At 67.4% G+C, this 25,130-nt stretch carries 23 protein-coding genes; 15 read left to right on the top strand and 8 right to left on the bottom strand.

Annotation, left to right across the window (positions count from 1 at the left end):
- Positions 1 to 40 precede the first annotated feature (40 nt).
- Both lptF and lptG read left to right on the top strand, forming a co-directional pair.
- Positions 41 to 1,249 (top strand): LPS export ABC transporter permease LptF, encoded by a 1,209-nt coding sequence (lptF, locus tag VHO04_RS03025; protein ID WP_297663724.1) that lies wholly within the window; start codon positions 41 to 43, stop codon positions 1,247 to 1,249.
- Positions 1,250 to 1,255: 6 nt separating this feature from the next.
- Positions 1,256 to 2,353: an LPS export ABC transporter permease LptG gene (gene lptG, locus VHO04_RS03020; RefSeq protein ID WP_329626976.1), complete on the top strand. Its 1,098-nt coding sequence runs from the start codon at positions 1,256 to 1,258 to the stop codon at positions 2,351 to 2,353.
- 153 nt (positions 2,354 to 2,506) lie between these two features.
- Here lptG and VHO04_RS03015 read toward each other — a convergent pair whose 3' ends face one another.
- Positions 2,507 to 2,905 (bottom strand): acyl-CoA thioesterase, encoded by a 399-nt coding sequence (locus tag VHO04_RS03015; protein ID WP_329626975.1) that lies wholly within the window; start codon positions 2,903 to 2,905, stop codon positions 2,507 to 2,509.
- Positions 2,906 to 3,026: 121 nt separating this feature from the next.
- The gene (locus VHO04_RS03010) at positions 3,027 to 4,277 is read right to left on the bottom strand and encodes a threonine ammonia-lyase (RefSeq protein ID WP_329626974.1); all 1,251 of its coding nucleotides are present in this window, start codon (positions 4,275 to 4,277) and stop codon (positions 3,027 to 3,029) included.
- A 241-nt stretch (positions 4,278 to 4,518) separates the two neighbouring features.
- On the opposite strand from VHO04_RS03010, the gene VHO04_RS03005 reads away from it, so the two are divergent.
- The 5 genes from VHO04_RS03005 to VHO04_RS02985 all read left to right on the top strand — a co-directional run bounded on the left by VHO04_RS03005 (position 4,519) and on the right by VHO04_RS02985 (position 11,419).
- A complete protein-coding gene (locus VHO04_RS03005; RefSeq protein WP_329626973.1) occupies positions 4,519 to 5,397 on the top strand; it encodes an NAD(P)-dependent oxidoreductase in 879 nt (292 codons plus the stop codon).
- A 194-nt stretch (positions 5,398 to 5,591) separates the two neighbouring features.
- Entirely contained in the window at positions 5,592 to 7,217 is a 1,626-nt protein-coding gene (locus VHO04_RS03000) for an amidohydrolase (RefSeq protein ID WP_414713074.1), read from the top strand.
- Positions 7,214 to 8,470 (top strand): FAD-binding oxidoreductase, encoded by a 1,257-nt coding sequence (locus VHO04_RS02995; RefSeq protein ID WP_329626971.1) that lies wholly within the window; start codon positions 7,214 to 7,216, stop codon positions 8,468 to 8,470. The genes VHO04_RS03000 and VHO04_RS02995 overlap by 4 nt, the downstream gene beginning before the upstream one ends.
- Positions 8,471 to 8,607: 137 nt before the next feature.
- A complete protein-coding gene (locus VHO04_RS02990) occupies positions 8,608 to 9,756 on the top strand; it encodes an alpha-hydroxy acid oxidase (RefSeq protein ID WP_329626970.1) in 1,149 nt (382 codons plus the stop codon).
- A gap of 88 nt (positions 9,757 to 9,844) precedes the next feature.
- Complete coding sequence (locus VHO04_RS02985) at positions 9,845 to 11,419, top strand: toll/interleukin-1 receptor domain-containing protein (protein ID WP_329626969.1); 1,575 nt, start codon at positions 9,845 to 9,847, stop codon at positions 11,417 to 11,419.
- Positions 11,420 to 11,470: 51 nt separating this feature from the next.
- Here the strand turns inward: VHO04_RS02985 and VHO04_RS02980 are convergent, their stop codons facing one another.
- Entirely contained in the window at positions 11,471 to 12,205 is a 735-nt protein-coding gene (locus VHO04_RS02980; protein ID WP_329626968.1) for a TorF family putative porin, read from the bottom strand.
- Between the two features lie 396 nt (positions 12,206 to 12,601).
- Entirely contained in the window at positions 12,602 to 13,354 is a 753-nt protein-coding gene (locus tag VHO04_RS02975) for a TorF family putative porin (protein WP_329626967.1), read from the bottom strand.
- A 263-nt stretch (positions 13,355 to 13,617) separates the two neighbouring features.
- Between VHO04_RS02975 and ispG the strand changes: the two genes are divergently transcribed.
- The 3 genes from ispG (at position 13,618) to VHO04_RS02960 (ending at position 15,893) form a co-directional block, all read left to right on the top strand.
- Positions 13,618 to 14,769 carry a flavodoxin-dependent (E)-4-hydroxy-3-methylbut-2-enyl-diphosphate synthase gene (gene ispG / locus VHO04_RS02970; protein ID WP_297663578.1) on the top strand — a complete coding sequence of 384 codons (1,152 nt, stop codon included), beginning with the start codon at positions 13,618 to 13,620 and terminating at the stop codon, positions 14,767 to 14,769.
- A gap of 196 nt (positions 14,770 to 14,965) precedes the next feature.
- On the top strand, positions 14,966 to 15,382 hold the full coding sequence (locus VHO04_RS02965) for a hypothetical protein (protein WP_329626966.1): 417 nt from the start codon (positions 14,966 to 14,968) through the stop codon (positions 15,380 to 15,382).
- Positions 15,383 to 15,413: 31 nt separating this feature from the next.
- Positions 15,414 to 15,893, top strand: a complete 480-nt coding sequence (locus tag VHO04_RS02960) for a GNAT family N-acetyltransferase (RefSeq protein WP_329626965.1) — start codon at positions 15,414 to 15,416, stop codon at positions 15,891 to 15,893.
- On the opposite strand, the gene VHO04_RS02955 is transcribed toward VHO04_RS02960, so the two are convergent.
- On the bottom strand, positions 15,890 to 16,087 hold the full coding sequence (locus tag VHO04_RS02955; RefSeq protein WP_329626964.1) for a hypothetical protein: 198 nt from the start codon (positions 16,085 to 16,087) through the stop codon (positions 15,890 to 15,892). The genes VHO04_RS02960 and VHO04_RS02955 overlap by 4 nt on opposite strands.
- Positions 16,088 to 16,096: 9 nt before the next feature.
- Complete coding sequence (locus tag VHO04_RS02950; protein WP_414713073.1) at positions 16,097 to 17,227, bottom strand: acyltransferase family protein; 1,131 nt, start codon at positions 17,225 to 17,227, stop codon at positions 16,097 to 16,099.
- A gap of 92 nt (positions 17,228 to 17,319) precedes the next feature.
- Between VHO04_RS02950 and VHO04_RS02945 the strand changes: the two genes are divergently transcribed.
- Positions 17,320 to 18,183, top strand: coding sequence for a LytTR family DNA-binding domain-containing protein (locus VHO04_RS02945; RefSeq protein ID WP_329626963.1), 864 nt, complete (start codon positions 17,320 to 17,322; stop codon positions 18,181 to 18,183).
- 99 nt (positions 18,184 to 18,282) lie between these two features.
- On the opposite strand, the gene VHO04_RS02940 is transcribed toward VHO04_RS02945, so the two are convergent.
- Positions 18,283 to 19,800, bottom strand: a complete 1,518-nt coding sequence (locus VHO04_RS02940; RefSeq protein ID WP_329626962.1) for an acyl-CoA carboxylase subunit beta — start codon at positions 19,798 to 19,800, stop codon at positions 18,283 to 18,285.
- A gap of 56 nt (positions 19,801 to 19,856) precedes the next feature.
- On the opposite strand from VHO04_RS02940, the gene VHO04_RS02935 reads away from it, so the two are divergent.
- The 4 genes from VHO04_RS02935 to VHO04_RS02920 all read left to right on the top strand — a co-directional run bounded on the left by VHO04_RS02935 (position 19,857) and on the right by VHO04_RS02920 (position 24,001).
- The gene (locus VHO04_RS02935) at positions 19,857 to 20,357 is read left to right on the top strand and encodes a thioredoxin family protein (RefSeq protein ID WP_329626961.1); all 501 of its coding nucleotides are present in this window, start codon (positions 19,857 to 19,859) and stop codon (positions 20,355 to 20,357) included.
- Positions 20,357 to 21,130 carry an SDR family oxidoreductase gene (locus VHO04_RS02930; RefSeq protein ID WP_329626960.1) on the top strand — a complete coding sequence of 258 codons (774 nt, stop codon included), beginning with the start codon at positions 20,357 to 20,359 and terminating at the stop codon, positions 21,128 to 21,130. Before VHO04_RS02935 ends, VHO04_RS02930 begins: the two co-directional genes overlap by 1 nt.
- 115 nt (positions 21,131 to 21,245) lie before the next feature.
- Positions 21,246 to 22,844, top strand: coding sequence for a S10 family peptidase (locus tag VHO04_RS02925; RefSeq protein ID WP_329626959.1), 1,599 nt, complete (start codon positions 21,246 to 21,248; stop codon positions 22,842 to 22,844).
- Between the two features lie 254 nt (positions 22,845 to 23,098).
- Positions 23,099 to 24,001 (top strand): DMT family transporter, encoded by a 903-nt coding sequence (locus VHO04_RS02920; protein ID WP_329626958.1) that lies wholly within the window; start codon positions 23,099 to 23,101, stop codon positions 23,999 to 24,001.
- A 161-nt stretch (positions 24,002 to 24,162) separates the two neighbouring features.
- Here VHO04_RS02920 and VHO04_RS02915 read toward each other — a convergent pair whose 3' ends face one another.
- Positions 24,163 to 25,122 (bottom strand): L-threonylcarbamoyladenylate synthase, encoded by a 960-nt coding sequence (locus VHO04_RS02915; protein ID WP_329626957.1) that lies wholly within the window; start codon positions 25,120 to 25,122, stop codon positions 24,163 to 24,165.
- Positions 25,123 to 25,130 lie beyond the last annotated feature (8 nt).

Below are 25,130 nucleotides of genomic sequence, written 5' to 3'. Positions count from 1 at the left end.
AACATTTGCGGCCAAATCATGGTGATGGGGCGACCGAAACTTGAATAAGCTACCCGCCATCGATCGCTACATCGCGCGGCTCATCTTCTTTCCCATGCTCGGCACCCTCGTCCTCTCGGCGATGCTGCTGGTGCTCGAGAAGATGCTCCGCCTGTTCGATTTCGTCGCGACCGAGGGCGGTCCGGTCAGCGTCGTGTGGCGGATGCTCGCCAATCTGATCCCCGAATATCTGTCGCTCGGCATCCCGATCGGGCTGATGCTCGGCATCCTGCTCGCCTTTCGCCGCCTCGCGACGTCGAGCGAACTCGACGTGCTGCGCGGCGTGGGCATGAGCTTCGGGCGGCTTCTCCGCGTCCCCTATGCCTTTGCTTTCGCGCTCGCCTTGCTCAACCTCGCGATCGTCGGATTTATCCAGCCCTATGCGCGCTATGCCTATGAAGGCTTGCAGTTCGATCTGCGCTCGGGAGCGCTCGGGGCGTCGATCAAGGTCGGCGAATTCACCAAGCTCGGCCAGCGGATGACGCTGAGGATCGAGGAAAGCTACAACGACGGCAAGTCGCTGCGCGGCATTTTCGTGCGCGGCGAGAACAAGGACGGGCAGACGGTGTCCGCGACCGCCTCGCGCGGCCAGTTCCTCGCCACCGACGATCCGAACACGATCATTCTGCGCCTGTCGCAGGGCGTGCTGATCCACGAATCGCCCAAATTCGCGGTGCCGCGCGTCCTGACCTTCGACAACCACGACCTGCCGATCCCGCTGCCCAAGATCGAGGCGTTCCGCCTGCGCGGCGGCGCCGACCGCGAGCTGACGATCCCCGAGCTGTTCGTCGTCGGCAAGGACAAGACCGAACCGCTGAAGACACGGCTCGAATCGCGGGCGAATTTCCATTTCCGCATCGTCGAGGTCATGTCGATGTTCCTCGTCCCGCTGATCGCGATTTCGCTCGCCATCCCGCCCAAGCGCTCGACCTCGGCGCTCGGCGTCTTCCTGTCGATCGTGATGCTGGTGACCCAGCACAAGATCAACCAATATGCCGAGGATCTGGGGGCGCGCGGCGTCATCGACCCGCTGCTCGCGCTGTGGGTTCCCTTCCTGCTCTTCGCGGGGCTGGCAATCTGGATGTATTACACGCTCGCGCACGTCCCCGGCGGCCAGCCGATCGGCGCGCTCGAACGCGTCGCGGCCAAGGCCGGCGCGCGCATCCGCGGCCTGATCCGCATCTTCCAGCGCAAGCAACAGACGGCCTAGGACCAGATGCACCAGCTTCACTTTTTCCCGTCGCGCACGATGGCAATCTATGTCGGGCGGATGTTCCTGATCCGGTCCTTCGCGATTCTGTTCGCGCTGGTGCTGGTGCTGCAGACGCTCGACCTGCTCGGCGAAAGCGGCAAGATCCTGGCCGTCGCGGGCAACGGCGACAGCGACGTCTGGCGCTATGTCGGGATGCGGATGCCGCAGATCATCGAGACATTCCTGCCCTTTTCAGTGCTACTCGGGACGATCCTGACGCTGATGACGCTCAATCAGAACAGCGAGGTGATCGCGATGAAGGCGGCGGGGATGTCGGCGCATCAGGTGCTCGCGCCGCTGTTCCTCGCCGCGCTGCTCGTCGCGGGGATCAGCTTCGCCTTCAACGAACGCATCGTCACCCGCGCAACCGCGACGCTCAGCGCCTGGCAGAAGGTCGAATATGCCAAGGTGCCGAAGGACAGCGGAATCCGCACCAATATCTGGGTCCGCGAGGGTAGCGACCTGATCAACGCCGCGACGGTCGAAACCGGCGGGCCGGCGATCGTTCTGCGGACCGTCACCATCTATGAACGGACGCAGGGCGTGCTGTCGTCGATGCTCAAGGCGGACAGCGCGCACCCCGTCGCGAGCGGCTGGGAACTGACCAATGCCCGGCGTTTCCTCCGCCGCTCGGGCACGCGCGAACCGCTCGGCACCGTCATCGCGATGAAGGGGGTGCGTCCCGACCAGTTCACGCTGGCGCAGGTCGACGGCGACGAACTCCCCTTCCCGCAGCTCGCCTCCGCCATCGCCGATCTGGAGGCCGCGGGACGGCCGGTCGACTCGCTGAAGGGCGTGCTGTGGCACAAGATTTCGGGGCCGCTGTCGGCGATCTTGATGCCGCTGCTCGGCGCGGTCGCGGCGTTCGGCCTCGCGCGCTCGGGCAAGCTGTTCGTGCGCGCGATCCTCGGCATGGCGCTCGGCTTCGCCTATTTCGTCGCCGACAATTTCGCGCTCGCGATGGGCGACCTCGGCGCCTATTCGCCCTTCCTCGCCGCGTGGGGGCCGTTCATCCTCTTCGCGCTGATCGGCGAGATGATCCTGATCCGCACCGAGGAATAGGCTGGAGCCATTGCGTTAACCCCTCCGCTTCCCCGAGCGAAGCCGAGGGGCTCGTTCGAGCGAAGCGAAAACCCGCACCATCGCCGCCTCGACTTCGCTCGGCAGGGCCCCTCGGCTTCGCTCGGGGAATCGGCGTGGATATGGCTCGCCGCCCTACCCCAAAAACGGCGCCACCACGTCATCGGTGACGCGCAGCGGCCGCCCGCTCGCCTTGTCGAGCAGCGCCCACACCGTGCGCGCGCGGACATGCACCTTGCCGCCCTCGCCGGTGAATTCCATGAAGCGATCGAACTTCGCGCCCTGCGGCCGGTCGGCGACCCAGGTCCGCGCGGTCACCGTCTCGCCGGGGCCGAGCGCGCGCAGATAATCGATCTCGTGCCGCACCACGACCCAGATATAGTCATCCTTGTGACTCTGCGGCGCCACGGCGTCCCAATGGCCGGTCGCGACCTGCTGGATCCACTGGACCCAGACGGCATTGTTGACATGGCCAAGCTCGTCGATCGTGTCGGGGGTGGCGGTGAGGGAGAGGGTGAAGGTGAAGGATTTCATGGGCAACGTCTCGCGACAAAAGCCATCGTCATTGCGAGCGGCGAAGCCGCGCGGCAATCCAGAGTCTGCATAAACCGCTCTGGATTGCTTCGCTACGCTCGCAATGACGGACGGATATGGGTTAAGCCAATTCCACCGTCGTCACCATATAGCCCGCGTCGCGCAGCGAGGCGACGAGGCTGTCGAGATGCTCGCGGTCGCGCGCCTCGCACTCGATGTCGGTGATCAGCCCCTTGGCGGGCAGCGTGGTGAAGATGCGCTGGTGATAGATTTCGATGATGTTGACCTGCTTCTCGTCGAACAGCTTCATCACCTTGAACAGCGCCCCCGGCCGGTCCTGCAGCCGGATGCGCAGCCGCGCGATGCGGCCCGAGCGCGCGAGGTCGCGCAGCAGCACATTGGCGAGCAGCCGCGTGTCGATATTGCCGCCGGTCAGCACCAGTCCGACCTTGCGCCCGGCAAACTCCTCGGGGTGCGCAAGCATCGCCGCGAGCCCCGCCGCGCCCGCGCCCTCGACCACCGTCTTCTCGATCTGGAGCAGCAGGCTGACCGCGCGCTCCAGATGCCGTTCGGCCACCAGCACGATGTCGTCGTTGAGTTCGGCGACCAGCTTGCGGGTGTAAGAACCCGGCTCCTTGACCGCGATGCCCTCGGCCAGCGTGTCGCCCTCGCACGCCATGTCGACGCCGTTGAGTTCGGCATACATCGACGGATAAAGCTCGGCCTGCACCCCGACGAGGCGCATGTCGTTCTTGATCCCGCGCGCCGCGGTGCCCATGCCGCTGAGCAGCCCGCCGCCGCCGATCGGCACGATCAGCGTATCGAGCTCGGGCACATCCTCAAGCATTTCCAGCGCCACCGTTCCCTGCCCCGCCGCGACATGCGGATGGTCGAAGGGATGAACGAAGGTCAGGCCGCGTTCCTTTTCGAGCTCGCGCGCATGGGCATAGGCGTCGTCGAACTTCTCGCCATGGAGGACGATCGTCGCGCCATGGCTCGCGGTTTGCGACACCTTCACCTGCGGCGTCGTGCTCGGCATGACGATGGTGACCGGAACGCCGAGGCGCTTGCCGTGATAGGCGAGGCCCTGCGCATGATTGCCCGCCGACGCCGCGATCACGCCGCGCGCCCGCGCTTCGTCGCCCAGCAGCAGCAGCGCGTTCAAGGCGCCGCGTTCCTTATAGGCCGCGGTGAATTGCAGATTCTCGAACTTCAGCCACACCTCGGCGCCGACCATCTCGGACAATGTCTGCGATTTCAGCGTCGGCGTCCGCACGACCGCCCCGTCAATTCGCCCCGCCGCCGCGCGCACATCGTCCAATGTGATCGCCGGAAAATCGGCGGCGGAGGTCAGGGTGAGTTGATCGGTCATAGCGGGCCGGCCCTAACGGCAAGCCGGGCGAAGGGGAAGAACTACTTGCGCCCCTTTCCCGAGCCACCGTCACCCCGGACCTGATCCGGGGTCCCGCTTTCGGGCGGTGACAAGCGGGACCCCGGATCAAGTCCGGGGTGACGAAAAAGGACAATGAGCGCGCGGCTTCCAAATTATGTTGTCGCCAAGAGTAGAGGCTTGAGCGCTGGCGCGCCGCGCAAACCATGGTTATGGACCGGGTATGAGCGAACAGAAATTGCGCGTCACTTTCATCGGCACCGGCGTCATGGGCGGGCCGATGGCGGGGCATCTCGTCAAGGCGGGGCACGTCCTCACCGTCTACAACCGCACCCGCGCCAAGGCCGACGCCTGGGTCGCCGAATATGGCGGCACGGCGGCGGCGACGCCCGCCGAGGCCGCGCAAGACGCCGATGTCGTGCTGAGCTGCGTCGGCAACGACGACGACCTTGCGCAGGTGACGCTCGGCCGCGACGGCGCCTTCCGGGCAATGAAGAAGGGCGCGCTGTTCATCGACCACACCACTGTTTCGGCGCGCATCGCCCGCCAGCTTTCGGTCGAGGCCGAGGGGCTGGGCCTGCTCTGTGTCGACGCCCCCGTCTCGGGCGGCGAGTCGGGCGCGCAGGCGGGAACGCTGTCGGCGATGTGCGGCGGCACGCAGGCGGCGTTCGACGCCGCCGAGCCGATCATGCGCGCCTATGCCGCGCGCATCACCCACATCGGCGGCCCCGGCGCGGGACAGACGACCAAGATGGTCAACCAGATCGCGATCGCCGGGGTGCTCCAGGGCCTGTCCGAAGCAGTCCGTTTCGCACAGGCGTCGAAGCTCGACACCGACAAGGTGTTCGAGGCGGTGTCGGGCGGCGCCGCGGCAAGCTGGCAGATGCTCAACCGCTGGGGGACGATGGCGAAGGACGAGTTCGATTTCGGCTTCGCGGTCGACTGGATGCGCAAGGATCTGGGCCTCGCGCTCGACGAAGCGCGGGTGAACGGCGCGACGCTTCCCGTGGCGAGCCTCGTCGATCAATTCTACGCCGACGTGCAGAGGGCCGGCGGCGGGCGCAAGGATACGAGTTCGCTCGTGACGAGGCTGCCGAAATGAGTGGGGAACACACCCATCCCCTCCCGCAAGCGGGAGGGGCAGCGAAACTTGGTCCGGCGCAGCCGGGCCTAGTTGCAGCGGGGTGGGCACTTACGGCCCGCAACCTGCTGCCCACCCCGCTGCGACTAGCGAGCAAGCTCGCAAGTCTCGCTGCCCCTCCCGCAAGCGGGAGGGGATTGCTGGTTCTCGCGGCTTTGGCCCTCGCCGCCCCCGCCCATGCCGACACGCTCGTCGACAATGTCAACGGCATCACCCTCGACAAGGACGGCAAGGTCGTGCGCTTCACCGGCCTGCTCGTCGGCACCGACGGCAAGGTCAAGCAATTGCTCGACCGCAAGGACAAGCGCCCCGAACGCCCCGATTTCAAGGAGGACGGCAAGGGCCGAACCCTCATCCCCGGGCTGATCGACGCGCACGGCCATGTCATGGGGCTCGGCTTCTCGCTGATGCTGCTCGATCTTTCGGACACGACCAGCCTTGCCGAGGCGCAGGCGGCGATCCGCAAATATGCCGCCGACAATCCCGAAATGCCGTGGATCATCGGGTCGGGCTGGAACCAGGAGAAATGGGGACTCGGCCGCTTCCCCACCGCCGCCGATCTCGACGCGGCGGTCCCCGACCGCCCGGTGTGGCTCGAACGCGTCGACGGCCACGCCGGCTGGGCGAATACGGCGGCGATGAACGCCGCGAAGATCAGCGCGACGACCAAGGCGCCCGAGGGCGGCCGGATCGAAATGGCGGGCGGCAAGCCGAGCGGAATCTTCGTCGATGCCGCGGTCGCGCTCGTCGATGCCGCCAAGCCCAAGCCGCTCGCGCGCGACCTCGACCGCGCCTTCCTGCTCGCGCAGCAGAAACTGCTGTCGCAGGGCATCACCGGCATCGCCGACATGGGGACGACGATCCAGGACTGGCAGGCCTATCGCCGCGCCGGCGACAAGAAACAGCTCGCGATCCGTATCCTGAGCTATGGCCGCGACGTCGACAATATGGCGCTGATCGCGGGCGGCCAGCCGACCCCCTGGCTCTACGACGACAAGCTGCGCATGGTCGGAGTGAAGCTCTATCTCGACGGCGCGCTCGGCTCGCGCGGCGCGTGGCTGAAGGCGCCCTACAGCGACGCGCCGGGGCAGAAGGGCCTGCCTTTGCTCACCCCCGCGCAGCTTCGCAACAAGATGGTGCGCGCCTCGATGGACAAGTTCCAGGTCGCGATCCACGCGATCGGCGACGCCGCCAATGCCGAAGCGCTCGACGCGATCGCCGATCTCTCCCGCGACCTGCCGGGCGAGCGCCGCTGGCGCATCGAACATGCGCAGATCGTCGACCCCGCCGACATCGCGCGCTTTGCCGAGATGAAGGTGATCGCCTCGATGCAGCCGATCCACCAGCCCTCCGACCGGCTGATGGCCGAGGCGCGGCTCGGCCCCGATCGGCTGAAGGGCGCCTATGCGTGGCGCAGCATGGAAAAGGCAGGCGTCCGCCTCGCCTTCGGGTCCGACGTGCCGGTCGAAAGCTCGAACCCCTTCCCCGGCATCGCCGCCGCCATCTCGCGCACCGGCGCCGACGGCCAGCCGGTCGGTGGCTGGCATCCCGAGGAGACCGTGAGCCGCGAGACCGCACTCGACGGCTTCACCCGCACCGCCGCTTTTGCGGCCTTCGCCGAGGACCGGCTCGGCACGCTGATGCCCGGAATGCGCGCCGACTTCGTCATCCTCGCCGACGACCCGCTGCTCGCCAGCCCCGACGCGATCCGCAAGATGACCCCGCTCGAAACCTGGATCGGCGGCTATCGCTATTACAAGAAGGGCGGCACCGGCGGATGAGCCTCGACCGCCGCCGCCTGATCGCCGCGCTGGGCGCCGTGCCGATCGCCCTCGCACTCGGCGGCGCCAAGAAGGAGCCGAAGCGCAAGGACCCGCCCGAGCCGCGCGCCTCGCGCCGCCGCAAGGGCGCGAAGCCGCCCGCGAAGCATGTCGACGTCGCGGTCGTCGGCGCGGGGGCGATCGGCGCGTGGACCGCGTGGCACCTCGTCCGCGCCGGGCTCAGCGTCCGGCTGTTCGACGCCTATGGCGCCGGCAACGGCCGCGCCGCGTCGAACCTGCCGTCGATGATGCTCGATCCGGTGCAGGGCGGCGATGCGCTCTACGCGGCGCTCGTCGATGACAGCCGTGACGCGTGGGAGCGCCTGTCCGACAGCGCGAGCCTGCCGATCCTGACCCCGTGCGAGGCGGTCACCGCGCTTGCCGCGAGCGATGCCGTCGCCGATCCGCGCGGTGCCGACCGCACCACCGGCGAGCGGCTGCGGGGCCGCTTCACGCAGATCGCCTGGCGCCCCGAGGAAGCGGTGTTGCACGCCGCCAAAGGCGCGATGATCGCGGGCCGCCGCGGCGTTCTCGAAACGATCCTCGACGCGCAGATCGAATGCGAGGACATCGTGATGCCCGCGCCGCTGCGCGACAAGAAACAGGGTCTCTACCGGCTCCCCGACGGCGGCACCGCGCAGAATCTCGTCTATGCGACCGGCGCCTGGCTGACCGAATTGTTCCCGCAGATATTGACGCCCGCACGCCTGTCCGCGGTGCGCCAGCAGGTCTTCCACTTCGGCCCCGGCCAGGGCGATACGCAGTTCCGCCCGCCCGCGATGCCCGCCTTCGTCGACCGCGCCTATGGCTTCAACCTGCTCCCCGACGTCGAGGGAGTCGGCGTGCGCGTCTGGAAAAGCGCGCCCGACGCCAGCGTCGATCCCGACAGCTTCGACCGCCGCGCCGACATCGACGCGGGAGCGCGCGCGCTCGCCGACGCACGCCAGTGGATCGCCGCGCGCCTGCCGCGCCTCGCCGATACGCCGGTCGTCGCCAGCGCGGCGGCGCACGACTGCCGCACAGCGACCGGCGACCTGTTGCTCGACCGCCTGCCCGGACAGGACCGCGTCTGGGTCGTCGGCGGCGCGGCGGGCCGCGCCTTCGCGCTCGCCCCCGCGATCGGCGCGCGCGTGGCGGCGCATGTTCAGGACGCCGCGCGGCCGATCGAGCCGCGCTGGGCGCTCGCGCGGCTGACGGGTGGCGGGGCAGCATAAAATCCTTCCGATTCCTCTGATCTTTCGTCATTGCGAGGAGCGAAGCGACGCGGCAATCTCCAGCCATCGGCCTTGTGCTAGGCCGATGGCTGGAGATTGCTTCGCTCCGCTCGCAATGACGAGGTAACCGGACCGACATGAAACTCACCGACTGCCATAACATCGACGATTTCCGCGCGCTGGCGAAGCGGCGCCTGCCTTGGCCGGTGTTCGACTATATCGACGGCGCCGCCGACGACGAGGTCACCCGCCGCCGCAATCGCGACGCCTTCGACCAGTGCGACCTCATCCCGCGCGTCCTCGCGGGGGTCGAGAATGTCGACATGCGAACGACGCTGTTCGGGCGCGAGATCGCGATGCCGCTCTTCCTCTCGCCGACCGCGCTCCAGCGCCTCTTCCACTGGCAGGGCGAGCGCGCGGTGCTGCGCGCCGCCGCCGACGCGGGCACCGTCGCCGGCATCTCCAGCCTCGCGACGATCGGCCTCGCCGAGGCGGGCGCGCTGACCGACGGTCCGAAACTCTTTCAGCTCTACGTCCACCACGACGAGGGGCTCAACAAGGCGATGCTCGACGCGGCGCGCGAGGCCAAATTCGATGCGGTCGCGCTCACCGTCGATACGATCGTCGGCGGCAACCGCGAACGCTGCCTGCGCTCGGGCTTCACCTCGCCGCCGCGCTTCACGCCAAGCAACATGCTGAGCTATGCGATCAAGCCCGGCTGGGGCCTGAACTACGTTTGCCGCGAGAAATTCAGCCTCCCCAACCTCGCGACGCACGTCTCCGAAGGGTCGAGCGTGCCGAAGTCCGTCGCCGAATATTTCACCACGATGCTCGACCAGAGCCTCGACTGGAAACGCGCCGAGGCTATCCGCAAGCAATGGGGCGACCCCTTCTGCCTGAAAGGCATCGTTGCGGTCGAGGATGCGAAGCGCGCGGCCGATATCGGTGCGACCGCGATCATGGTGTCGAACCACGGCGGCCGCCAGCTCGACGGCAGCCGCGCGCCCTTCGACGCGCTCGCGGAGATCGTCGATGCGGTCGGCGACCGGCTGGAAGTGATCTGCGACGGCGGCATCACCCGCGGCACCCATGTGCTCAAAGCGCTGTCGGTCGGCGCGAAAGCCTGTTCGGGCGGGCGCCTCTATCTCTACGCGCTCGCCGCGGCGGGCGAGGACGGCGTCGACCGCGCGGTCGGCCTACTGCGCGCCGAAATCGAGCGCGGCATGAAGCTGATGGGCGCCAAAAGCCTCGCCGACCTGTCGCGCGGCAATCTGCGCTGGCGCTGACCATTCGCCGCGCGGCGCTTGCCAAGCCTCGCGGGGCTGCTATCGCTGCCGGCAGGAAAAACGGGGACAGGCCAGGGCCGGGGCAGCGATGACGACAGAAGCGAGCGACGCGCCGCCCGAGCGCCCCTACGACATCTTCATCAGCTACAGCCGCGCCGACGCCGACAAGGCGATGCGGCTGCGCGACCTGCTGCTCGCGCGCGGCCATCATATCTTCTTCGATGCCGAGGGGATCGACGCCGGCGCCGAATTTCCCGACGTCATCGACCGCGCGGTCAAGGGCGCGAAGGTCGTGCTCGGCTGCTGGACCCCCGCCGCGATCCAGCGCCGCTGGGTCCGCATCGAAAGCCGCATCGGCCTCGACCGCGGCTCGCTCGTCGCGATCGGGCTCGAAAAGATGGACCCGGAGGCGCTGCCGGCCGAATTCTACAACGTCAACGTCCTCGACCTGTCGAGCTTCGACGGCCGCAGCGAAACGCATCCCGCGTGGCAGCGCGTTCTCGCCGCCATCGACCGCCGCCTCGGCCGCGAGGGCACGGCGCCCCGCCCGGCCGAGACGGCGCGCCCCGCCGCCCCGCGCCGACGCTTTTCGCCGCTCGCACTCGGCGGCGCCGCGCTTCTGGCAGTCGCCGTCATCGGCGGGGGCGGCTGGTATTATGCCGCGAGCGCGGGCGCTTTCGACAAGGCGGCGGTCGAAGCGAGCCTCGACCGGTCGGTCGATACCGCCGCGCCGGTGATCGCCAACGCGGTCGACAGCGCGCTCCGCGACACCGAGGGATCGACCAACGGCAAGATCTTCTGGGGCCTCGCACAGCTCATCGCGGTCGAGACCTCGCCCAGCGAGAGCGAACTCGCGCGCTTCGATGCCGACGTCGCGAAATTCTTCGGCGATCCCTGCCACTGTGTGCCGGTCGAGGGCGCGCCCTTCACCATCGTCTCGCTCTGGACGCTCAAGGCCTATGGCGCGGTCAAGCGGCCGCCGCCCGCGATGGTGGTGGAATCGCTGCTCGCGGCGCAGAATGGCGAAGGCTGGTGGTCGAGCGCGATGGACGCCGCCAACCGGCCCGACAATGCCGCCGCCTATGTCACCGCCTTCGCGGTCATCGCGCTGCGCGAGCTCGACCCGGCGCTGACCGGCAACCCGGCGCTCCGCGCGAAAGTGCGCAGCGCACGCGAGCGCGCGGTCGAATGGCTGAAGCGGCGGCGGCCGAAAGCCGGGGTGAACTGGGCCGACTATCCCGACAACAGCCTGCGTACCGAGGCCTCCTCGATCTCGGCTATGGCGACGGTCGCGCTGCTGCCCGAGGTGAGCAAGGCCGAAGCAAAGGACATCGCGGCTGGCTTCGTCGCGGGGATCGACAAGCTGTCGCCGATCGACAGCAATTTCTCGGCCGACATCATGGTCACCCGCGCCAATGGCGAAACCTATGTCGACACCTATCGCCATGTGCCGGCGGGCTGGGAAATCCGCGCGCTCGCCGAAAGCTATCCGCTGCTGGACGGCGACGCGGCGGCGAAGGCGGGACGCCTGCTCGACCAGGCGAAGGCAATCAGCCTGTCGGACCCGCAACTCGCGCGCCAGGACTGGATGCTCGCCGAACAATATATGGGATTCCGCGGCGCGCGCGATGCGCTGGCCGCTCCCGCCGCCGCGAAGCCCTAGCGCTGGATGGGAAGGGGGCGGCTTCCCCCCGGATGCCGCCCCGGCCCGGCGTCAGAAAGACGCGCCGAGCGAAAAGATCACCGCTCCGTCGGCCCCGATCGCGCTCTTGTAGCCAAGCGCTTTCGGTTCGTCGGTGTTCACATAGCTGATGCCGAAGGTGAGCATCTTGTACGAGGCGGTCGCGCCGACCGACCAGTCGAAGACCTTGCCGTCGAAACCGCCGGGGAACGCATCGCTCCACGCCTGTCCGGCATGGGCGTTCAGCGCGAACGGCGTATCGGGAATTTGGGCGGCCAGTTCGCCGTGCAGATAAAAGGCCGACGATTTCGCCCCGATCGGACGGCTCGGATCTTGGGTGTTGCCAAGCGCAGACTGCTTCCATGCATAGTTGACGCCGACCTTGGCGTTCACCGGGCCGACATCGGTCGACAGGTTCAGATAGGGTTCGAAGAAATCGGCGCCCGACCCGCCATGCTGGGGGTAAAGATAGTAGAGCAAGCCGCCATCGACCGTCACGCCGCCGACGTCCTTGCTATAGCCCGCAAAGAGATCGACTTCGGTATTGCCCGCAAAACTGACGCTCGATGCCCAGGTGCCGGCGTAAAGCCCGCTCTCATGGGTAACGGTAATTCCGCCCTGGATCGCGGGGTCTTCGCTGCTTTGGCTGAAACCGCGGAAACGATAATCCGAGACCAGGGTCACGCTGCCGGTGATCGTGATTGGTTCGGAGGCCGCTTCTTCCTGAGCGTGAGCCGCGGCGGGCATCAGAGAAACGGCGAAGAGCATGCCGAGGCATGCGCGGGAGAGATTTTTCATGGACTGATCCCTTGATGGTTGTCGGATCGTCCCTGCCTGCCGCGCGACCGCCAGCCTCTTTTTCGGGCCGGTCGCATCTCGCGTGCCCGATGTGTCGTCGAATTTGCTGCGTCGCACAAACGAAAAATGCGCCGCCTGCGCGAAATCGGCATCATCGTGCGACTTTTATGCAACAGGAGATTGCGCAAACGTCCCGGCGGTTGAAACTTTGATACCGCGAACGGCCTGGATTTCGGGGAAAAAATCTGCGCGTTCCCGCGAAGGCGGGAGCACGGCTTTCGTCCAACCGCCACCCATAAAAAAGGGGACGGCCTTCCCCCGAAAGCCGCCCCCTCCCAAGCGCGTGGTCGCTGACCTGCCGGGGGCTTAGAAAGCCACGCCCAGCGTGAAGACCACGGTCGGATCGTAAAGCGTGTCGTCGGCCTTGACGCCCGTCTTTTTGATGTCGGTATCGATATAGGCGACCGACAGCGTCGCGGGCCCGGCGCTGTAGGACGCGCCGATCGACCAGTCGAGATAATTGCCGTCGGCCGCCGCGGTGCCCAGCGACCCGTCGGTATAGCCGAGCCCGGCATTCAGCGTGACCGGCGTGTTCGGAATCCCGAAGCCGAGGCCGAGGTTCAGATAGAGGTTGTCTTCGCTTCCCAGCGATTTCTGGCTGGGGGCATAAGCGACGAGGCCGGTCGCCGAAAGCGGGCCGATATCGTGCGACAGCGAGCCGATGACCTCGACATAGTCGGCGGGCCCCGCACCCTTATGATGCCCCGGATAGGCATAATAGGTGGTGTTGAGGTCGATCGTCGTTCCCGGCGCGACCTCGGTCGAAAAGCCCGCGATCAGATCGAGCTCGAACTTGCCGTAAAGCGGGCTGTTCGGAAGCCCCGATCCCCATGTGCCGACATAGAAGCCGCTGTCGTGGGTCAGCGTCAGGCTGGGCTGGATCTCGACCTTCTCGTTCGACAGCGAAATGCCGCGATAGCGATAGTCGGACACGATATCGACGCCGCCCGACAGGGTGAACGGACCGACCTTGTTTTCGTCATCCTGCGCAAAGGCCGGAGTCGACATCGCCGATGCCGCGAGCAGCATGCCGAAACAGGCTTTGCCGAGAAACTTCATGGGTTGATCCCCCTCGTTGATGGCTACCGGATCGTCCCGCCTGCCCTGCACGTCCATGCCTCTGACCGGGCCTGATACCACGAACGGGCGGAAAATTGCCGATGTTGTTGCAACGCACAAATGAAAATTGCGTGTATGTCGCGATTGAAAGACGGCCTGTGTCTTTCGCGCAACAGCCATTCGTTTCACGCTTGCGCTTTGCCAAGTCGGCGCCGGAAGGCTAAAGAGCGCCCGGTTTCTTCCTTGGTATCGAGCCTGAATCGATGAGCGATCACAATCCTGGCCTGCGCCCCTGGCGCGACATCGCGCGGCGGACGAGCCGCCAGATCATGGTCGGCACCGTCCCCGTCGGCGGCGGCGCGCCGATCACGGTCCAGACGATGACGAACACGCCGACCGCCGATCCGGTGGCGACGATCGACCAGATTCGCCGCTGCGAGGATGCGGGCGCCGATCTGATCCGCGTCTCCTGCCCCGATACCGACAGCACCGCGGCGCTTGGGGCCATCGTCCGCGCCGCGCGCATTCCGATCATCGCCGACATCCATTTCCACTACAAGCGCGCGCTCGAAGCCGCCGACGCCGGCGCCGCGTGCCTGCGCATCAACCCCGGCAACATCGGCTCGTCGGAGCGCGTCGGCGAAGTGGTGCGCGCCGCCAAGGCGAACGGCTGCGCGATCCGCATCGGCGTCAACGCGGGCAGCCTCGAAAAGGATCTGCTCGAAAAATATGGCGAGCCCTGTCCCGAGGCACTCGTCGAAAGCGCGCTCGATCATATCAAGCTGCTCCAGGACCATGATTTCCACGACTATAAGGTCGCGGTGAAGGCGAGCGACGTCTTCCTCGCGGTCGCTTCCTACATGCAGCTCGCCGACGCGGTCGACTGCCCGCTGCACCTCGGCATCACCGAGGCGGGCGGGTTGATCGGCGGCACCGTCAAGTCGGCGCTCGGCATCGGCAACCTGCTGTGGGCCGGGATCGGCGACACGATCCGCGTCAGCCTCTCGGCCGAGCCCGAGGAGGAGGTGCGCGTCGGCTACGAGATATTGAAGACGCTGGGCCTCCGCACCCGCGGCGTCCGCGTCGTCTCCTGCCCGAGCTGCGCACGGCAGGGCTTCGACGTCATCCGCACCGTCCAGGCGCTCGAGGATGCGCTCCAGCACATCAAGACCCCGATGTCGCTCTCGGTCCTCGGCTGCGTCGTCAATGGCCCCGGCGAGGCGCGCGAAACCGACATCGGCATCACCGGCGGCGGCAACGGCAAGCATATGGTCTACCTCTCGGGCGTCACCGACCACCATGTCGAGGACGCCGACATGATCGCGCATATCGTGAAGCTCGTCGAAGCCAAGGCGGCGGAGATCGACGCGGGCAGCGCGGTGAGCATGGACACGCTCCACGGCAAGGCGGCGTGAGGCACTGACGCGGGGCAACGGCCGGACACGTCCGGTTCGGGGTGGGGAGCCGTCATCGACTAACCACGCTCGTCATCCCGGCGAAGGCCGGGATGACGGGAAACGGCCGCTAGCTGGCATCCGATCCACACGCGCCATCGCCTTTTCATCGCCGTCGGCGAAGGCTAGCATCCTCGGCATCGCAGGAGCCCCCGCCATGACCGATAAACCCGACACGCTCGATCGTCTCGTCCAACTCCTGCTGCTCGTGGCCGCGGTCACGACGATCGCCAACGGCGTCTTCATGCTCGTCCGCCCGCTCGACTGGTATGTGTTCATCCCCACCGTCGTCACGACCGGCCCGCCGAACGCGCATTTCATCCGCGATATCGGCCTCGCCTATCTGGGGTCGGGCCTGATCCTGCTCTATGCGACCGCAAACCCCGTCGTCCGCTGGCGCGCCGCGGTCGTCGGCGGGCTCTGGCTCGCCCTGCACGGCGCGCTCCACATCTACGAGGTGGCGGCGGGCATCTGCGGCCCCGCGACCTTCTGGGCCGACGCGCCGGGCGTGATCGGCCAGCCCGCGCTCGTCATCGCCGCGCTTGCGATCCTGCGCATTCGAAAGCGCATTTGACAGCGCGCATCCGACTGGACAAAGCGCGTCCATGACCCTCTCCATCCGCCCCGCCACGCCCGCCGACCTGCCCTTGATCGCGCAGTTCATCCGCGACCTCGCCGATTATGAAAAGCTCGCGCACGAGGTGCGGTTCGACGAGGCGAAACTCGGCCGGAAACTGTTCGGGGAACGCCCCTATGCCGAGGTCGTCATCGGCGAGATCGACGGCGCGCCGCAGGGCTTCGCGCTCTTCTTCCACAATTTCTCGACCTTCGAGGGGCGCCCGGGACTCTATCTCGAGGATCTGTTCGTCCGCCCCGAAGCGCGCGGATCGGGGCTCGGCAAGGCGCTGCTCGCGCATCTCGCGGGGCTCTGCGTCGAACGCGATTGCGCGCGGCTCGAATGGTCGGTGCTCGACTGGAACGCGCCGTCGATCGGCTTTTACAAGAGCCTCGGTGCGCGGATGATGGACGAATGGACGGGAATGCGCGTCGATGGCGACGCGCTCGGGGCGCTCGCCGCCGTCTAGCGCTTCCGCCCGAACCAGACGAGCAGGATACCGGCCACCGCCAGCACCGCCCCATTGCGCGTCCACACCCGGTCGCCGAGCATGAAGCTGCTTTCGGGCCAGTGCACGATGTCCAATCCCTGCAGCATCCACAGACCGCCCATCAGGATCGCCGCGACCCCGACGATCGTCATGATCGCTTTCACTGCCGCCATGACCGCCTCCTATCGTTTCTGCAGTCCGATCAGCGGCCGCAGCCAGCCGATGCTGCGCCCGATCGCATAGAAAAGCCAGCATCCGATGACGGTCGCCGCGAGCAGCATCGCAAAGGACGGCAGCGCCGCCACGCCCGCGAGCAGCAGTCCATATCCCACCAGAACGATGATCGTCTGATGGATGATGTAAAAGGGAAACACCGCCTCGGCGAGCGTGGCGCGCCACCGGTGATCGCGGTTCCAGAAGCGGTCGGCGATCCCGACCAGCGCGACGATCGCCGCCCAGCCCTGGACCAGCCGCAGCACCATGACGGGCGTGACGATTCCCGCGGACGGCCCCTCGCCCGGCGCACTCGCCACCGCCCAGGCGACAGTGGCATAGGCCGCGATCGCCGCCACCGCCGCGGCGGGCCAGCAGCGCGCGACCGCTGCGAACAGCGCCGGGCGCGCGCGCAGCAGCCAGCCGATGAAGAAGGGCACCAGATAGTGAAGATGGTTCGGCCCGTCGTCGAACAGCGCATGGGTTTCGCGATAGCCGGGAAAGGCGAACAGGATGGCGAGCCACGCCGCGAGCGGCACCGCCAGCATTCCCCAGCCGCCGAGCAGCCGCGCGGCGCCGTCGGCGACCCGGCTCCGCGCCTTTTCGGGCACTGCCGCCAGAACCGCGACCGCGAGCAGCGTATAGACGAAGAGATAGACGACGAACCACAGATGCTGCCACGTCGGCAGCACGATCCCGTCGAGCGTGCCGAAGCGGAAATAATCATGGGCCCAGAAATGCAGGAAACTCGCCGCATAGCCGTGCTGCGTCGTCAGTTCGATCCACGGCTGCACCGGGATAACGACGATCATGCCGAAGGCGAGCGGGATCAGCAGCCGCGCGGCGCGCAAACGCAGGAAAGCGCCCGGCACGCCGAGCTTCGCGAACAGCGCCGCGCTCGCATAGCCCGAGACGAGGAAGAGCAGAGGCAACCGCCAGCTATTCGTCGCCAGCATCGGAATTTCCACCCAGTCCATCGGCCGCGGCGTTTTGACGTGCCACCCCCAGGGCACGAAATACATGCCGATATGATAGAGGATCAGCAGCGCGAAGGCGCCGATCCTGAGCCAGTCCATTCCATAATGTCGCTTCATGTCCATCGCGGCGAAACTCCTTTGCCGGTTCGTGCCGCTGCCGCTAATCGGGAAAGCGGCCGGCGGGCGATCCCGGCGGGACGAGAAGCGGAGCCCATGTGACGGACGAAGAAGCGCGAGGGACAAGCGGCGGCGCAGCCGGGACGAGCGGCCCCACTGGCGGGCTCAGCGCCCGCGCGCTCACCGCGCTGCTGCTGAGCGCGGTCTTCCTGTTCGGGCTCATCCGCATCGCCGCCAACGTCTATTCCTACATCGCCGACCGCGAGGGCGCGGGCGTGATCGTCTCGCCGACCATCGCCTGGATGCTGGAGGGCAGCAGCCTGATCGCCTGGGCGGTGGTGATGATCCCCTGCTGGTTCGCGGTGCGGCGCATCCGCCCGCCGCGCGTCGCCCTGCCGTGGGCAGTCGCGATCCACGCGCTGCTCACGATCCCGGTGTCGCTCGGCCATATCGCGCTGATGGTCACTTTCCGCGCCGCGCTCTGGCGGCTGATGGGGCTCACCTATCATTTCACCGCGCCCGACGGCTCGCCGATCCTCTATGAATTGCGCAAGGACGTCTCGGCCTATGCCGAGCTCGTCTTCATCCTCTTCCTCGTCCAGTGGCTCGTCGCGCGCTACGCCGCGCCGCCCGCCGCAGCGCCGCGGCCCGCGACGCTCGCGGTCGGCGACGGCGCGGTCACGCACCATCTGCCGGTCGGCGAGATCGAGCATGTCGCCGCCGCCGCCAATTATGTCGAGATCGCGTGGCGCGGCCAGACTTTGCTCCACCGCGCGACGCTGACCGCGATCGAAAGCGAGCTCGCCGCCGCCGGCTTCGTCCGCATCCACCGCAGCCGCGTCGTCCGCCGCGACGCGGTGCGCCGCGTCGTCACGCTGAAGAGCGGCGATTTCGATGTCGAGATGGCCAGCGGCGCTGTGCTGCGCGGGAGTAGGCGGTATCGGCCGGGGCTGGACCGTTAAACCCTCTCTTTCGTCATCCCGGCGAAGGCCGGGATCTCGCCGGTGCGGTATGATGCAAGGACGAGATCCCGGCCTTCGCCGGGATGACGAAAAGGGTGGCTATCCAACAACCCGCCACGCCAATTCCGCAAACTCGCACAGCAGCGGCCGCGTATCCCGCGGGTCGATAATATCCTCGACCCCGAATTTCTCCGCCGTGCGGAACGGCGAGCGCACGCGATTGAGCCGCTCCCGGATCGCCTCCAGATGCGCCGCCGGGTCTGCGGCGGCTTCGAGTTCGCTCTTGTAGGCGACCTCGACCCCGCCCTCGATCGGCAGGCTGCCCCAGTCGCCCGAGGGCCAGGCGAAGCGATACTGGAAACGCTCGGCGTTCGACATCGCGCTCCCCGCGATCCCGTAAGCCCGCCGCACCACCACCGACGCCAGCGGCACGGTCGCGCGATAGATGGCGTTCATCGCCTGCACGCCATAGCGGATCGTCCCCGTCCGCTCGGCCTCGCCGCCGATCATGAAGCCGGGATTGTCGACGAGATGGACGATCGGCAGCCGGAACTGGTCGGCCAGCTTGACGAAGCGCTCGGCCTTCTCGCTCGTCTTCGCGTCCCACGACCCGCCCAAAAAAGAGGGGTCGCTCGCGAGCACCGCGACCGGATACCCATCGAGCCGCGCAAAGGCGGTGATCGCCGCCCGCCCCCAGCGCGACCCCATCTCGAAGACACTGCCCACATCGAACACGGCATTCGCGATGCGCCGCATCGAATAGACCTGCTTCGCCTCGCGCGGCACGACCGACAGCAAGGCCTCCTCGCGCCGCCCCACGGGATCGCTGCACGCCGTCCGCGCCGCGCGGTCGTGGATCGACGACGGCAGGTAGGAGAGAAAGCGCCGCGCCGCCGCGAACGCCTTGGCCTCGCTCGCCACCTCGTCGTCGACGACGCCGTTGCGCGTATGGACGTCGGTCCCACCCAATTCCTCGCGGTCGAGCGTGTCGCCGATCGCCGCCGCGACCGCCGGCCCTGCCGCGAACAGCTGCGACAGCCCGCGCACCATGATGCTGTAATGGCTCGCCACAACGCGCGCCGCGCCCAGCCCCGCGGTCGGCCCGAGCGCCAGCGCGACGACCGGCACCGCGTCGAGATTGGCGATGATCTCGTGCCACCCCGGCACGTGCGGGATATAGGTATAGCCCATATCCTCGAGCGTCTTGACCGACCCGCCGCCGCCGGTGCCGTCGATCATGCGGATCAGCGGCAGGCGATATTCGTGCGCCATCGCCTCGCACTGGATGAATTTGCGGTGCAGCGCCGCATCGGCCGCACCGCCGCGCACGGTGAAATCGTCGGCCGAGGCGACGACCGGCCGCCCGTCGATATTCGCGCGCCCGAAGATGAAGTTCGACGCGGCCAGATCTTCGAGCTCGCCATCGGGGCCGTAGCTCCCCCGCCCCGCGATCTTGCCAATCTCGCGAAAGCTCCCCGGATCGACGATCGCCGCGAGCCGCGCCCGCGCGTCCATCTTGCCGCGCCCATGCTGCCGCGCGACCTTCTCGGCCCCGCCCATCTTCTCGGCCATCGCCCGCCGCGCGGCAAGTTCGCCCACTTCTTTTTTCCAGCTCATGGGCGCGAAGCTAACTGACGTTGACGGAAACGTCATGCAAAACCTATCGTGCCGCCATGACCCGCCTCATCGCGTTCCCCCTTGCCGCCTTCCTGCTTCTGCCCGCCGCTGCTGCGGCAGGCGAAGCCCGCCCGATGGCCGGCGTCGCCGAGCCCTACAGGACCGACGTCTTCGATCCCGATGCGGATGCCATGAAGGCAATCGACGCCGCGCTCGCCGCGGCCGAAGGCTCGGGGAAGCATGTCCTGCTCGTCATGGGCACCAACAGCTGTCACGACAGCGCCTGGCTTGCCAATCTGATTGCGACCGCCCGTTTCGCACCGGTGCGCGACCGCTACGAGATCGTCTTCGCCGACATCGGGATGCCGCACGCCGGCCTCGTCCGGCACCCCGAGGTGCCGAAGCGCTTTCATTTCCGTATCAAGGGCACTCCGACGGTCGCGATCCTCGACACCGACGGCCATGTCCTCAACCGCAAGGCGGCGCCCAAATGGCGCAATGCCGCAAGCCGCAGCGACGATGAAATCTATGCCGAACTGATGGAAGAGGAAGAGTAATGACCGATTTGAATCTCACGGGCCGCACCGCGCTCGTCACTGGCGCGTCGCGCGGCATCGGCCGCGGCATTGCGCTCGCACTGGCGAAGGCAGGCGCCGACATCGCGGTCAATTACACCCGCGATGGCGAAGCCGCCGCTGAAACCGTCGCCGCCATCGCTGCGCTCGGCCGCAAGGCCAAGGCCTATCAGGCCTCGGTCGCCGACGAGGACGCCTCCGCCGCGATGATCGCCGCGATCGCGGCCGACTTCGGCCCGCTGTCGATCCTGATCAACAATGCGGGCGTCGCCAGCCGCGGCAAGGCCGTCGCCGACACCGACGCCGCCGAGGTCGAGAAATTGCTCGCGATCCACGCCGTGGGCGCGCACCGCCTGTCGCGTCTCTGCCTGCCGCAGCTTCGCCAACATGATCGCAGCGACATCATCGTCATCTCGAGCGTCGCGACGCTCGGCCACGCCGCGAACGGCGCGCCCTATAATATGGCGAAGGCGGCGGGCGAAGCGCTGGCGCTCACCCTCGCCAAGGAAGAGGTCCGAAACGGCGTCCGCGTCAACATCGTCGCGCCGTCGCTGACCGTCAGCGACATGGGCGAACGCCTCGCGCGCGCGATCACCGGCGGCGACATCCACGATCTCGACGCGCGATTCCCGTTCGGCCGCGTTTCCACCCCCGACGATGTCGCCGCGGCGGTGCTCTGGTTCGTGTCGGACGCCAACCCCTATTGCTCGGGACAGAAACTCAACATCGACGGCGCCGGGCAGGCGCGCTTTTGACAGACCCCGTCATTGCGAGCGGCGAAGCCGCGTGGCAATCCAGAGCGGGCATAAGCCACCCTGGATTGCTTCGCTCCGCTCGCAATGACGATTCAATGAAGATGAGATCGATCGCATGAAATTCATCACCGCCGCCACCCTCGCCTTCGCTCTCGCCGGCTGCGCCACCGCGCAATCAAAGGAAGCGCGCCCCGCGACCGAAAAGCCCGTCCCCGACGCACCGATGTTCGCCCCCACCGAGGTCGAAAGCCGCGGCTCGGTGACCGTCGGCGGCACCGCCATCCCCTATCGCGCGGTCGCGGGCACGCTCGTCATCCACCCGAAGGGCTGGGACGACACCGTTCCGATCGAACGCAAGCGGGATAAGGACGCCGCCGAGGACGTCCCGAACTCCGAAGCCTCGATGTTCTACACCGCCTATTTCAAGGAAGGCGCACCCGCCGACAGCCGTCCGGTCACCTTCCTGTTCAACGGCGGCCCCGGTTCGCCGACGCTGTGGCTCCACATGGGCGCTTACGGCCCGGTACGCGTCGAGACGCCCGATCTGGCGCACGGCAGCGCCCCCTATCGCACCGTCGCCAACGACCAGAGCCTGCTCGACGTTTCCGACCTCGTCTTCGTCGATGCCCCCGGCACCGGCTTCAGCCGCGTCGCGGGCAAGGACAAGGACAAGGCGTGGTTCGGCGTCGATCAGGACATCCACGCCTTCACGATCTTCGTGCGCGATTTCCTGTCGAAATACGGCCGCTGGAAATCGCCCAAATATCTTTATGGCGAAAGCTATGGGACGATGCGCGCCGCGGGGATGACGCTCGCGCTGCAACGACAGGACATCGACCTCAATGGCGTGATCCTGCTTTCGGACATATTGAACTGGGACCTGATCCCCGACGATCCGCAGCTTAATCCGGGGGTCGACCTACCTTATGTGGTGTCGCTCCCGACCTATGCCGCGACCGCCTGGTATCACAAGCGCGCCGGCGCGGGCCACGACCTCGCCTCGTGGCTCGCCGAGGCCGAGACTTTCGCGACCAGCGACTACACGCTCGCGCTGATGAAGGGCAACGAGCTCACCGATACCGAGCGGCAGGCGGTCGCGGCACGGCTCCACGCCTATACCGGCCTCCCCGTCGATTATCTTCTCAAGACCAACCTCCGCATCGAATATGGCGCGCTGCAAAAGGAGCTGCTCGCCGACAAGGGGCTGACCACGGGAACGCTCGACACGCGCTTCACCGGCGCAACGCTCGACCCCCTGAGCAAGGTCGCGTCGAACGATCCGCAGGGCAGCGCGATCGGCGCGGCCTATACCGCTGCCTTCAACGACTATGTTCGCGGCACCTTGGGTTATGGCGCGGGAACGCATTATGAGGGCGGGCTCGATGTCTATGGAAGCTGGGACTACAAGCACCGCCCGCCCGGCGCCGACCGCGCGCTGATCGCGCTTCCGAACGTGCTCCCCGACCTCGCGGTCGCGATGAAGCAGAATCCGAAGATGAAGCTGCTCGTCACCGGCGGCTATTTCGACGTCTCGACCCCCTATTTCGCGGGCCGCTACGAACTGCGTCATCTGCCCGTTCCGGAGGAGCTTCAGGCAAACATCGCCTATAAATATTATAGCTCGGGTCACATGGTTTACGTGAACCCCGCGCTGCTCGGCGAGATGCACAGCGACGTCGCCGACTTCATCCGGCGGACCGACGGGATCGATTGACCGCGGATACCGTCTGCCGTTTCCATCGGTTGCCACCCCCGGGAGGCAGCCTTGGGGTAGGGAACGGACGTTCTTTTCTTTCGTCATCCCGGACTTGATCCGGGATCCATTCATCCGGCGCTGAGAGAATGGATCCCGGATCAAGTCCGGGATGACGAAGTTGAAGGTCGACTTCCGACCGCAAACCGCCATTCCGTTGACGAGAACAAGATCGATCGGGACGAATGCCTCTCCGGCCCGCTACAGCCCCACCCATGCGCCCCGATTCGCCCTCCCCGCTGATCCCCTTCCTCGTCGCCTGCGCGGGGATCGCGACCTATTCGGCGATGGACGTGCTGATGAAGGGGCTGTCGATCGGCATCGGCGCCTATAACGCCGTGTTCTGGCGCACCGGCGCGGGCGCGCTGCTCAGCGGGGCGCTCTATTTCGCGGTGCGCCCCGCGATGCCCGACGCGCCGACGATGCGCATCCACGCGTGGCGCGCGCTGTTCGTCGCGGGGATGGCGATCACCTTCTTCTGGGCACTCGCGCGGCTGCCGATGGCCGAAGCGATCGCGCTCGCCTTCGTCGCGCCGCTGCTGACGCTTTACATGGCCGCGATCTTTTTGGGCGAAACGATCGGCTCGCGCTCGATCGCCGCCTCGCTGCTCGGGCTTTGCGGCGTGGTCGTCATCGTCGCGGGCAAGCTTGGCGGCGGCGATTATGCGCCCGAAGCCTTGTGGGCGGTCGGCGCGGTATTCCTGTCGGCGGTCTTCTATGCCTACAACCTCATCCTCGCGCGGCGGCAGGCGAAGATGGCGGGGCCGATGGAGATCGCCTTCTTCCAGAACCTGTTCGTCACCCTGTTCCTCGCGATCGGCGCGCCGTGGTTCGCCGTGATGCCCGACACAGGCCACGCCCCGCATATTCTCGGCGCCGCGACGCTCGCGACGATCTCGCTGCTGCTCCTGAGCTGGGCCTATGCCCGCGCCGAGGCGCAGATTCTCGCGACGACCGAATATACCGGCTTCCTCTGGGCGATGAGCTTCGGCTGGATCTTCTACAACGAGCCGGTCACCTGGCCGACGATCGCGGGCGCGCTGCTGATCGTCGCCGCCTGCCTGATCGTCGCCCGCAAGACCCCGCACGGCGACCCGGTGGAACCGGCGGCGGCTTAGAAATTTGTTCGCACGAGGACACAAAGACACGAAGAAGACCGTCTGGGCCGATAGGCCCTTTTCTCATCATGGCCGCGCCTTACGCGGCGTCGAAAGGGAAAGCCGCTTCGCGGCAAATCACGACCTCTTCGTGTCTTTGTGTCTTCGTGCGAACCAAAAAATCACACCGCCGCGCGCGCGAGCCGGTCGTTGATCGCAGCGCCCAGCCCCGCGTCGGGGATCGCCGCCACCGCGATCTTCGGCTTTTCGCTCGCCGCGCCCGCGTGCAGCGCGTCGAACAGCCGCGCCGCCGCCTCGGCCGCATTACCCTCGGCGCTGAGCTGATAGTCGCCCGCGAGCCCGCCGAACCCGATCCCGAACTCATCGGCCTCGAACCCGGCGGCGTTCAGCCGCACCGGCTTGCCCGGCGCATAATGGCTCGCGAGCATCCCCGGCGCGACGACGTCGGCGCCCGCGCGGCCCGTCACCGCCAGCCCCGAAGCTTCCGCCAGCATCGCCGCGGTCACCGGCCCCGGCCGCAATATCTGCACCGCCCCGTCCGCCACGCGCGCGATCGTCGACTCGACCCCCGCCGTCGTGGCGCCGTCGTCGATCACCAGCGCGATCCGCCCGTCGAGGCTGGCCAGCACATGCTCCGCCCTGGTCGGGCTGATCCGCCCGCTCGCATTGGCGCTCGGCGCGGCGAGCGGCGCGCCGGTCGCCTCGAGCAGCGCCTGCATCGCGCGGTGCCCCGGCACGCGCAGCGCGATCGTGGCGAGCCCCGCGGTCGCGATGTTCGCCACCGGGCAATCATGGGTGCGCGGCACGACCAGCGTCAGCGGCCCCGGCCAGAAAGCCGCGGCGAGCGCCCGCTCCGCTTCGCCGAACACGCCCAGCTTCTCGGCCGCCGCCAGCGACGGCACATGGACGATCAGCGGGTTGAAATCGGGCCGCCCCTTCGCGGCATAGATGCGCGCGACCGCCGCCGAGTCGCGCGCGTCGGCGGCGAGGCCGTAGACCGTCTCGGTCGGCACCGCGACCGGCAGCCCGCGCGCGATGCAGGCCGCCGCGCGCGAAATCGCGTCGGCGCCATAGGGACGGATTTCGGTCCCGGCGGGTTCGTTCGTTTGACCCTCGGCCATGCCGCGCT

It is taken from the genome of Sphingopyxis sp., assembly GCF_036261875.1.
GTDB lineage: Bacteria > Pseudomonadota > Alphaproteobacteria > Sphingomonadales > Sphingomonadaceae > Sphingopyxis.
The sequence above is the reverse complement of the archived record's forward strand: the minus strand, read 5'-3'. Positions and strand labels throughout refer to the sequence as shown.